Raw genomic sequence first — 10,955 nt, 5'->3', positions numbered from 1 at the left:
AAAACTGATGAGCAATTGATCGAGTCACTTAAACAGTTGATTCGCTTAATTGTTCATTTTTGTTGCCTAAGTTGTGAATAGAAAAAAAGGTTTGTAGTATTGCCATGCCGTATAAGCGGTTAAATGAGGTTTTGTTCGTTCAATGGACATACACAGTTGTGATTTATTAAGAATTACACATTTTTATATTCATCAAAATCTGAATGAAGAGCATTATTCGAGCGTCATATAATCGGCCGTATTGGCTCTTCATTGCAGGTGATTGGTCGTGAAGAGGCAAACATGGGCTATAATAACTTCTTATACTTATTAAATGATGCGCTAAAAAATAATCATATCGAACTTGCACTTGCATCATTAAAAACTTTCCGTGCCGCAGACATCGCAGATGTATTAACTCAATTATCTATAGAGCATAGCCAATTGTTGTTAATACACTTGCCTGAGCGTGCCTACATTTTTTCTTATCTGCCACCTACTCAACAAGTCAAATTCGCTGAGGCAATACCCAGAAATATTTTTGCAGAAATTATTGGCGAAATGCCATCGGATAAACGTGCTGATGTATTCAAACGTTTAGATGAAGCACAGCAAAATGCATTATTGCCTGCTTTAGCGCAAGCTGAAAGAGAAGATATTCGTCAACTTTCATCTTATATTGAAGGGACAGCTGGCGCAATTATGAGCTCTGAATATGTCACATTGAAACCCAATATGATGGTGAAAGATGCTATTAAGATGTTGCGTTTTGAAGCACATGATACCGAAACCATCTACTTTGCCTATGTTTTGGATCAAGCCCGAAAAATTCTTGGTGTTTTATCTTTAAAGCAATTAATCCTTGCACCCGAAGAACAAAATATTAATGAGTTAATGGAAACGAATTTGTTAACAGCTTATGTGGATACCGATCAGGATGAAGTCGCTAAAATTATTGCCCGTTATGATTTATTAGCACTGCCAATTATTGATCATCAAGACATGATGGTTGGAATCGTAACTTATGATGATGCAATGGATGTTGCCAGTGAAGAAGCAACAGAAGATTTCTTAAAAGTTGGTGCTGTTAATGCTTCATCTAAACTCAGTATTAAATCTGCGCCAATTCTGCAACTTTATCAAAAGCGTGTTTTTTGGTTAGTGTTTTTGGTCTTTGGTAGTTTACTGTCAGGGATTGGGATTGCTCACTACGAAGATGTGATTGCTCAGCACCTTGTTTTGGTCTTTTTTCTCCCACTTTTGGTTGGGAGTGGTGGTAATGCAGGTTCTCAGTCTTCCACGCTAATGGTTCGTGCTTTAGCCACAGGCGATGTACAATTTAAAGATTGGTTCCATTTACTTGGACGTGAGAGCCTCGTTGCATTGTGTTTAGGTGGAACAATGGCAATTGCTGTATCAATACTTGGTTATTTCCGTGGTGATGAAATGGTGGCACTGGTCTTGGCGCTGAGTATGATGGGCATTGTGCTGATGGGCTGTCTGATTGGGATGAGCCTGCCTTTTATTTTAAATAAAGTAGGGCTTGATCCTGCAAGTGCATCAGCCCCCTTAGTGACGTCCATTTGTGATGCAACAGGGGTGATTGTGTACTTATTTATTGCTTCGATGATTTTATTTTAATGAGTGGTGATAGTTAAAATATCTGTTAGAAATAGTGAGTAAAGAAGCTAAATTTATTTATTAGTTATCTGTTGTTCTAGATCATTCAGTTATGAATCCTTAAAAACATGCCACCATTCGCTGCGAGACTGCGCATTGGCAGCTTGAGAAATTTTCCAGTTCTGATCTCCACGTTGCAGGTCGGCTTCTTTAAATTGCAGCGGAATAACCACTTGAGCTGGTTGATATTCAGGGGCCAATGAGCAGCCTGCAAGTAGCAGGCTCCCCATCAGTGAGCATAACAACCAGTTCTGTTTCAGCAGGGTCATATGCTCATTCCTGGTGATCGTATGAACTGTGCAGGGGTGCTTCATGCACAGCGGCTGAATGCAGTTTATGTTTGCTGTTCAGGGTACGAATTAATACATAGAAGGCAGGGGTCAGGAACAAACCAAAGAAGGTCACTCCGATCATACCAAAGAACACGGCAACGCCCATGGCATGGCGCATTTCAGCACCTGCACCCGTTGATATGACGAGGGGAACTACACCCATAATGAAGGCGATTGAAGTCATCAAGATTGGACGTAAACGTAGTCGACTGGCTTCTACTGCTGCGTTAAACGCAGTCATTCCTTGCATTTCCAGTTCTCGGGCAAATTCGACAATCAAAATGGCATTCTTACAGGCCAGCCCAACCAGTACCATCAAGCCGATTTGGGTAAAGATGTTGTTATCTCCACCTGTGAGCCAAACGCCGGTCAGTGCAGCCAAGATACCCATCGGTACAATTAAAATCACAGCCAATGGCAAGGTCAGGCTTTCATATTGGGCTGCCAAAACCAAGAACACCAACAGCACACTGATCGGGAACACCCACAATCCAGCATTACCTGCCAAGATTTTTTGATAGGTCAGGTCAGTCCATTCAAACTTCACCCCACGTGGCAAGGTTTCAGCGGCAATACGCTCAACCGCAGCTTCGGCTTGGCTAGATGAATAACCTGGTGCAGGACCACCATTAATATCGGCAGCGGTATAACCGTTATAGCGCACCACCATTTCTGGGCCATAGGTTTGAGTCACATTGACCAGTGAAGACAGCGGCACCATTTGTCCGGCATTGTTACGGGTTTTAAGCTGTAAAATATCTTCAGGATTGGCACGGAATGGTGCATCGGCTTGAGCACGCACCTGATAGACCCGACCAAAGCGGTTAAAGTCATTCACGTATTGTGAACCGAGGTAAATCTGCATGGTATTAAATACATCGGTGACGGCGACGCCTTGCTGCTTAGCTTTAATCCTATCCAGATCAACATTCAATTGCGGTACATTGATTTGATAACTGGAGAACATTGGCCCCAATTCAGGTGCAGATTGTGCCGCCTTCATAAAGGATTGGGCTGCGTTATTTAACTCGGCATAGCCTAAAGCACCGCGATCTTCAAGCTGGAGTTTAAAGCCACCCATGGTGCCGAGACCCATCACGGGTGGTGGGGGGAATACTGCAATATAAGCATCTTGAATCGCTGAGTATTTTTGATTTAAAGCACCTGCAATTGCATTGGCAGAAAGATCGGCCGCTTTACGTTCAGCAAAAGGTTTTAAGGTCACAAAGACAATCCCTGCACTGGAACTGTTGGTAAAACCATTAATAGATAAACCTGGGAAAGCCACAGCACTTTCTACACCCGGCTGTTTTAGCGCAGCATCACTCATTTTACGGATGACATTTTCGGTTCGATCCAGTGAAGCACCATTCGGTAATTGGGCAAAGCTGATCAGGTACTGCTTATCTTGTGCAGGCACAAAACCACCCGGAACGATATAAGAAATCCCAATGGTCAGACCGAGTAGTACTGCATAGACACCCATCGCTGAGGTTTTATGCGAAATCACCCGACTGACGCCACGACCATATTGATCCGATGCGCGTGAGAATACGAGGTTAAACAAGGCAAAGAAGCGCCCAAAGACACGGTTCATCACACGGGTCAGGAAGTCAGGTTTGGCATCATGACCTTTGAGCAACATGGCGGCCAAAGCTGGTGACAGGGTGAGTGAGTTGAATGCCGAAATCACGGTGGAGATGGCAATGGTCATGGCAAATTGTTTATAGAATTGCCCTGTTAACCCTGTCATAAAAGCCAGCGGGACGAACACCGCAACCAAGGTTAATGCGATGGCAATAATTGGCCCACTGACTTCACGCATGGCACGGTAAGTCGCATCTCGTGGACTGAGTCCTGCTTCAATATTCCGCTCGACATTCTCCACCACCACGATGGCATCATCGACCACGATCCCAATGGCGAGTACCATCCCGAATAGTGACAGGGCATTGATGGAATAACCGAAGGCCAGCATTAAGGCGAAGGTACCAATGATGGAAACAGGTACTGCCAGTAAAGGAATGATTGAAGCACGCCATGTTTGTAAGAACAGGATCACCACCACAACCACTAGTGCAATCGCTTCAAGCAGAGTATGAATCACCGCTTTGATACTTGAACGCACAAATTGAGTCGGGTCGTAAACGATATCGTATTTAATTGAGGCTGGAAAATCTTTGGACAGTTCCGCCATGGTGCTACGTACTTGGTCCGAGACCTGTAAGGCATTGGCACCCGGTGCTTGGAAAATTGGAATCGCCACCGCCTGTTTATTGTCCAGTAATGAACGCAAGCCATATTGTGAAGCGGCCAGTTCAACACGCGCGACATCACCGAGTCTAGTTACTGCACCATCCGCAGCCGTTTTTAAAATAATATCGGCAAATTCCTGTTCGGTACTCAGACGACCTTGCGCATTCACCGATAGCTGCAATGGTGAATTATTGGGTGCAGCACCAATGGTTCCTGCGGCAACTTGAATATTCTGTTCACGAATGGCATTGACGATTTCAGTGGCGGTGAGATTGCGTTGCGCCACCTTTTGTGGGTCTAACCATACACGCATGGCGTAATTGCCTGAACCAAACAGACCAACTTCACCGACACCTTGTAGGCGTGCTAAACGGTCTTTGACATTGAGCACGGCATAGTTACGCAAATAGGTCATGTCATAGCGATTATAGGGTGAGGTCAGATGCACCACCATCGTCAAGGTTGGTGAGCTTTTCAGCGTAGTCACACCGAGACGCTGTACATCTTCTGGCAAACGTGGCAAAGCTTGAGAAACCCGATTCTGGACCAGTTGCTGTGCTTTGTCGGGATCAATGCCAAGCTTGAAATTGACGGTAATGGTTAGGTTGCCATCGCTGTTGGCTTGAGACTGCATATACAGCATGTTCTCAACGCCGTTGATGGATTCCTCCAACGGAGAAGCAACCGTTTCAGCAATCACTTTAGGGTTGGCACCTGGATATTGAGCACGCACCACCACAGAGGGTGGCACCACTTCTGGATATTCAGAAATAGGCAGTTGGAAAAGGGAAAGTAAGCCCGCCAGTAGAATCAGGACGGACAGCACCCCAGCAAAGATCGGACGATCAATAAAAAATTTAGAAATATTCATGCGGATTAACCTTTTGCCGAAGTTGGGGTTTTTTCTGTAGGCTGAGGTTGTTGTGCTGTGTTATCGGTGATGATTTGAGGATTCGGCATAGAGACCAGATGTGGACTCACAGGATCGCCTGGACGAATACGTTGTAAGCCATTCACCACGATACGATCACCGACTTGCAGACCACTATTGATGATTTGCAGACCATCTTGTTGTGCGCCGAGTTTTACTTCACGGTATGCAGTTTGATTTTTCGCATCGACCACCACTACAAAACGTTTGTCTTGATCGACACCAATCGCAGTCGGGCTAATCAGAATCGCCGCACGAGGCTGTCCACCGCCCAGACGAATGCGGGCATACAGCCCAGGGAGCATCACCCCTTTGGGATTATCAAAGGTGGCGCGGACACGGATGGTGCCTGAGGTGGTATTTAAATTATTGTCGATGGAACTGATAAAACCTTCACGACTAAAACCAGACTCATTGGCGAGACCTAAATAGACAGGAACTTGGGCTGAATTACGCTGATTGCTGATGTATTTTAAATAAGTCTGTTCATCAACATCGAAAGAAGCATACAGACGTGATACTGAAACCAAACTGGTGAGGACTTGGGCACCATTGCCTGCTGAAACCACGTTACCCACCGTGACTTCGGCACGGGAAATACGCCCACTGACAGGGGCAGTAATACGGGTATATTCCAGATTTAAACGGGCGGTTTCCACTGCGGCTTTGGCTGCTTGCAAGTTGGCATTGGCTGAGCGAGCTTCATTTTCCGCTTGATCAAGCTCTTGATGGGCAATCGCATTACTTTGGATTAAACGCTGGTTACGGCCTAGGTTAGCTGAAGAGTATGTCACTTGCGCTTCAGCAGAAGCCAGTTGCGCTTTGGCGCGATTCAGTTCTGCTTCAAAAGGGCGAGGGTCAATGGTGAAGAGTAGGTCACCTTTGTTGACCAAGCTTCCATCTTTAAAATGCACGGCAATGAGTTTGCCTGAAACTTGGGGGCGGACATCGACTTGATCGATGGCTTCCAGACGCCCCGAATATTCTTGCCAGTCGGTAATGGTTTGGCTGATGACATTTGCAACATCCACGGTCGCAGCAGGTGCTGCACTTGCTGTTGGAGTGGCTTTGGCATCTGCTTTTTCTTGGAAGAGAATAAAACTGCCACCCGTTGCAAAAATAGCAACAATGACGGCAGACAGCGTCAGCTGTTTGCGAGAAATTGACATGGGATGCTCCAGGTTATTTGAATCCCTGTTTTCAGACTTTTTGTTTTGGTCTGTATGGGAGAAACAGGTTTATGGAATGAAAGGAGCATAAAAGTTTGTCAATTACGAATAAATATACTAAATTTGATAACACTATTCGTATTTTTATAATAATTGTTGTGTGAAACTGAAAAGACACAGCAATGGGAGTGGGCCTGTGGATCTATTTCATGCAATGAAAGTCTTCAATAAAGTGGTTGAAACCAACAGCTTTAGTTTGGCTGCGGATAGCCTTGGACTACCACGTGCATCGGTCACGACCACGATTCAAGCTTTAGAAAAACATCTTCAAGTTCGCCTACTGAATCGAACTACACGTAAACTGAGCCTTACACCCGATGGTGCGGTTTATTATGATCGCAGCTTGAGAATTTTGGCGGATGTTGAAGATATTGAGGCGTCGTTCCATGACGAGGAACGAGGGCCACGAGGGCGTTTACGGATTGATGTGCCTGTGTCGATTGGCCGTTTGATTCTAATTCCAAGGTTAAGAGAGTTTCATCATCGCTATCCAGACATTGATTTGGTGATTGGTATGAATGATCGTCCGGTAGATTTAGTAGGTGAAGCGGTAGATTGTGCAATTCGGGTGGGAGAATTACAGGACTCGAGTTTAATTGCCCGCCGTATTGGAACCTTTGAGTGTGCAACAGCGGCATCAGCATGCTATTTAGAAAAATATGGTGAACCAACGACTATTGAGGATCTGCAAAAAAATCATCAAGCCATTCATTTCTTCTCCAGTCGTACGGGGCGCAACTTTGACTGGGATTTTGTGGTTGATGACTTGATTCAAAGCGTCAGTGTCAATGGGCATGTTTCTGTCAATGATGGTGATGCTTATATTGATTTGGCTTTACAAGGTTTTGGTTTAATCCAAGGACCACGTTATATGCTGGTTAATCATTTAGAATCTGGGGCCTTAAAAGAAGTTCTGCCTCAATGGACACCTGCACCGATGCCGATTTCAGCAGTCTATTTACAAAGTCGGCATTTATCTCTTAAGGTGCGAGTTTTTGTGGATTGGGTCGCAGAGCTATTTGCTGGTTGTCCATTATTGGGAGGAAGTACCTTAGCTTTAGATCAGAAATGCGAATTTGCTTGTGATCAAAAAACCAATCATGAATATACCATTCGAACGTTGGTTGAACAGCATAATATTGCAGAAGCACGTGCTTTGAAAACGTAAGAGTAAATTTGTTGTATTCAGAACTTCTTATTTCATCAAGAATTTATTGATATTAAAGTAATGAGATTGATTAGATTAAGTTGGGGTGGTTGTTTTTAAAGCAAAAAAGCCTTTTTTATGGATTCTTATTTTTCACTTAGGCTGTCGATATATTTTATTTAAAAGTAATTTAATCAATAAATTGATTTGCGATGATTAACATAAGAAAACCATCACCCTCTAATTCTCGATATTCTTTTTCTTCGGGTTTAAGGTTGGTAAGTATGGTGTCAGAAAGTGGACTGCGTTTTTATTTCTGTTCTTTTCATTTTCTTGTATCCCTGCGGTTTCAATTTTTCTTCAAGGATACACGTAGGGATACACGGTGAGCAATACTATATAAAGTTATGATCAGCTATGTATAGGCAAGAAAAAAGGCTTAAACCATTACAGTTCAAGCCTTTTCGTCTTATATATCGCTAAATGAAGTGATATAAATTTATGTATTTGGTGGGATGGCGTCAATTGAACCCACATCATAAACTACTGTAATTAATAAAATTAATCCACAGAATGATTTTCACCATACACAATACCATACAAATAGCTTTGTATTATTGAATTGAATCAAGTACACCTTTCTCAAATTTACCCATAGAGTTACAACTAATTTGACTTACTTGATTCTCATATCGTATCTGCTGAGAAATCGTTGTTGTCACTGTCACTTTTGGTTGTGCTGTTGCTTTAGAAACAAATATATTAAAACTACCAAATGCAATACCTCCGGTCCAAAACAACGGAGGTTGACCACAATCAGCTATTGGGAAGAATTTACTGAAAGAAGGTTTTGAAAAGTTATCAATTTCACTATAAATAACACCACTATCCTTTTCGATAGTTTTTATTGGAATATTATTAGCTGTCATAAATTCAATTACACCATCCCATACTTGATCATAAGTTTTATTACTATATGTTCTAGAGTTCTCGAATTGATAATTTTTAGCAGGAACTGTTGCACACCCCCACAATGAAATAGAAGTCACTGCAACAACCATTAACTTAAAGTTTTTCATAAACCACCCCTAAAATAAAAATTTAGCAACATTAATTAATACTATGAAATATATGGAATATTCTATCAAGTATTTACAAATCCAAACCACGCGGTCCATACACACGTTTTGAATAAGTTAAGCTTACAAAGCGTAATGCGTCTCGAATATCCACCAGTTCAATTACTTCTGATTTAGTTTGCCAGCTTGTCGTAATTTGCTTGCCCTTTATTGAAGTTACCCCTTGTCCATATTTACTAGCTAAAGAATCCTTTAATTCTTCATATTGATTTGTATTACGTAAACTAAGATATACAGAATTAAGGGTTGTTTCATTTAACTTTGCTCTAAAACTAACATCAAACTCAAATGGTCCTGTTTTGAAATCACTTACAGCTAAACAATCAAAATAATATGGGTTTGACTTGTTTCTCTGTTCCTCACCGAATACAGCCCTTGCTTTGCCATGAGAAGCTTCAACAATTTGCTCAGCAGTCATACCCCAATTTGCATACTGCCATCCTGATTTATTAGTTTGCTTTTGTGTTTCTCCAACTTTTATCTTCTGAGTAGGATTTGATGATTCAGCAGAACAGTACCCACTAATAAATAATATAACTATAAGACCCAAGTACCTCATAAATATTTCACAACATTGATAAATGATGCTCCCAACATAAAGAAAAATTAATGAAAAATATATAGTTTTTATCCCACAATAAAAAAAAACAGCTACCTAAGTAACTGTCATTTCATATCTCAACTATATCGAGTCTGCTTTTTGACTTCCCACCATTCAATCAACTCATTATGATCAAAATACACGGCGGATTGTCTAGTAGAACCTTCTTTGATTGGTCTTGGAAAAGTAGGATCATCCTTAACCATCTTATTTAATTTATCACGTTGTACTGATAAAAAGTGACAAACTTCATTCATTGTTAAGCGTAACTTCTGCATCTTTTTATTTCCCCCTCAATTCACATTAAATCGCTGTATTAGCCCCATAACAAGTCATACCATCAAACCGTAATCTCTAGCTAAATCACGCTTATAACGAGCTCTAGTAGATGCTGTATAACCTATATGCAAGGCTCCTTGCTTCTGTGTCGCTAAGAATCGAATATACTTAGCAGGTAACTCTATTTCCGACACAGGTTCAGGTAGATTCAGTTTGCTATGGGAGTCCTCAACTAAATGTTTAACCAACTCTTCATTCCAACAATAGCCATAATTCAATTCCTGATCTCTTAATTGCTGATTAAATAAACGTACTTCACATCTAATCATACGATCAGCATATTCTCTCAACTCAGTTGTAAGCGTTGTCTGTTGCTTGTTATGAGAACGGATTTCTTGACCTTTAAAATAGTAAAGCAAAGTAGTCCGCTTGCTACCTTTACCAAAGTAGATACCATTATTTTCGACTTCTCTATCGCGCCGTGGATAAGTTCCATGCTCTTTGATTGAACTTAAATATTGTTGAGCTTTTTGCTTATCATCAAACAATAATGCTTTATTCACGTCAATTCGATAGATGCGGAATAAACCTAATTTAATATTCTCAATCTCGGTATCAGTTGGAGTAATTGCATTGAATATCTGACTGAGTCTATTCACAGTATCGAGGACTAACTGAATCAAGTCAGTTGTACCTGTAACATTTTGACCATTCAACCACTTAAACAAATTACCCTGAATTAATATCTCATTTTTGTTAATTGCTTTAATTTGAATATGATCGTTATAAGAACCGCATACCCATTGCTTGCTATAAGATTCTTGTAATGGCTGAAATTCACCATCAAACTTGGTTAGGGGGATAACCATATTTTGAGATAATTCTAGTGGATTATTTGTTATTTCTACTTTTAGTTTTAAGTAATCAATAGCAAATATATGTTTAGCTTCCAGCACCTCTTCATTGTTAATTTGTTGATTTAAAACATTATTCAATACCATATATTTTCCTCACATAAAATTTAGAACGCAAAAAACCCTCAAACATCGATAGTCCATTTTTAAACTAGATGTAGAGAGTCAAGACTTTAAGTTTTCATTTACCTTAATAGGTTAGGTTTCGGATTTGCTTGTATAACTTATACAATCGTTCCGTCATGTTGTATTAACATAAAACAATACTTTTAAATATACAATAAACACAAGCAAAGAGTCAATAAAAATTATTGCTAATTGATTGTTTTTTGATCAATCAATTTTATTGTTAAAGCCTTACGTCATAAGGATAACATACCTCAAAAATATTATTTTATATCTCTATAGGGAGGAGAGGCAGTAGGCTTAACACCACTGTATTTATCGATGAGGTGCTTAACAATCTCG

At 41.0% G+C, this 10,955-nt stretch carries 8 protein-coding genes and 1 pseudogene; 2 read left to right on the top strand and 7 right to left on the bottom strand.

What is annotated here, in order from left to right; all coding sequences use genetic code 11:
* Window positions 1–282 precede the first annotated feature (282 nt).
* Complete coding sequence (gene mgtE / locus C502_RS0100590; RefSeq protein ID WP_023274490.1) at window positions 283–1,620, top strand: magnesium transporter; 1,338 nt, start codon at window positions 283–285, stop codon at window positions 1,618–1,620.
* 92 nt (window positions 1,621–1,712) lie between these two features.
* On the opposite strand, the pseudogene C502_RS0100585 reads toward mgtE, so the two are convergent.
* The 3 genes and pseudogenes from C502_RS0100585 to C502_RS0100575 form a co-directional block, all read right to left on the bottom strand.
* Window positions 1,713–1,928 (bottom strand): annotated as a pseudogene (locus tag C502_RS0100585) (RND transporter); the annotation flags it as partial.
* Between the two features lie 4 nt (window positions 1,929–1,932).
* Window positions 1,933–5,118 (bottom strand): multidrug efflux RND transporter permease subunit AdeG, encoded by a 3,186-nt coding sequence (gene adeG, locus C502_RS0100580; protein ID WP_018676916.1) that lies wholly within the window; start codon window positions 5,116–5,118, stop codon window positions 1,933–1,935.
* Window positions 5,119–5,123: 5 nt separating this feature from the next.
* Window positions 5,124–6,347, bottom strand: a complete 1,224-nt coding sequence (locus C502_RS0100575) for an efflux RND transporter periplasmic adaptor subunit (RefSeq protein ID WP_018676915.1) — start codon at window positions 6,345–6,347, stop codon at window positions 5,124–5,126.
* Between the two features lie 196 nt (window positions 6,348–6,543).
* Between C502_RS0100575 and C502_RS0100570 the strand changes: the two genes are divergently transcribed.
* On the top strand, window positions 6,544–7,575 hold the full coding sequence (locus C502_RS0100570; RefSeq protein ID WP_018676914.1) for a LysR family transcriptional regulator: 1,032 nt from the start codon (window positions 6,544–6,546) through the stop codon (window positions 7,573–7,575).
* A gap of 593 nt (window positions 7,576–8,168) precedes the next feature.
* On the opposite strand, the gene C502_RS0100565 is transcribed toward C502_RS0100570, so the two are convergent.
* The 4 genes from C502_RS0100565 to C502_RS0100550 all read right to left on the bottom strand — a co-directional run bounded on the left by C502_RS0100565 (window position 8,169) and on the right by C502_RS0100550 (window position 10,574).
* The gene (locus C502_RS0100565) at window positions 8,169–8,633 is read right to left on the bottom strand and encodes a hypothetical protein (protein WP_018676913.1); all 465 of its coding nucleotides are present in this window, start codon (window positions 8,631–8,633) and stop codon (window positions 8,169–8,171) included.
* Window positions 8,634–8,706: 73 nt separating this feature from the next.
* Window positions 8,707–9,243, bottom strand: a complete 537-nt coding sequence (locus tag C502_RS0100560) for a hypothetical protein (protein ID WP_154650399.1) — start codon at window positions 9,241–9,243, stop codon at window positions 8,707–8,709.
* 128 nt (window positions 9,244–9,371) lie between these two features.
* A complete protein-coding gene (locus tag C502_RS0100555) occupies window positions 9,372–9,572 on the bottom strand; it encodes a helix-turn-helix transcriptional regulator (RefSeq protein ID WP_018676911.1) in 201 nt (66 codons plus the stop codon).
* Between the two features lie 54 nt (window positions 9,573–9,626).
* Window positions 9,627–10,574, bottom strand: coding sequence for a phage/plasmid replication protein, II/X family (locus C502_RS0100550; RefSeq protein ID WP_018676910.1), 948 nt, complete (start codon window positions 10,572–10,574; stop codon window positions 9,627–9,629).
* Window positions 10,575–10,955 lie beyond the last annotated feature (381 nt).

Origin of the sequence: Acinetobacter tjernbergiae DSM 14971 = CIP 107465, from assembly GCF_000374425.1 — a bacterium.
Taxonomy (GTDB): domain Bacteria; phylum Pseudomonadota; class Gammaproteobacteria; order Pseudomonadales; family Moraxellaceae; genus Acinetobacter; species Acinetobacter tjernbergiae.
This window is presented reverse-complemented; position numbering and strand designations above follow the sequence as displayed.

Coding starts and splice junctions, on each gene's coding strand:
- C502_RS0100575 (WP_018676915.1), bottom strand. CDS start 6,347: ATGTCAATTTCTCGCAAACAGCTGACGCTGTCTGCCGTCATTGTTGCT.
- C502_RS0100565 (WP_018676913.1), bottom strand. CDS start 8,633: ATGAAAAACTTTAAGTTAATGGTTGTTGCAGTGACTTCTATTTCATTG.
- C502_RS0100550 (WP_018676910.1), bottom strand. CDS start 10,574: ATGGTATTGAATAATGTTTTAAATCAACAAATTAACAATGAAGAGGTG.
- mgtE (WP_023274490.1), top strand. CDS start 283: ATGGGCTATAATAACTTCTTATACTTATTAAATGATGCGCTAAAAAAT.
- C502_RS0100555 (WP_018676911.1), bottom strand. CDS start 9,572: ATGCAGAAGTTACGCTTAACAATGAATGAAGTTTGTCACTTTTTATCA.
- adeG (WP_018676916.1), bottom strand. CDS start 5,118: ATGAATATTTCTAAATTTTTTATTGATCGTCCGATCTTTGCTGGGGTG.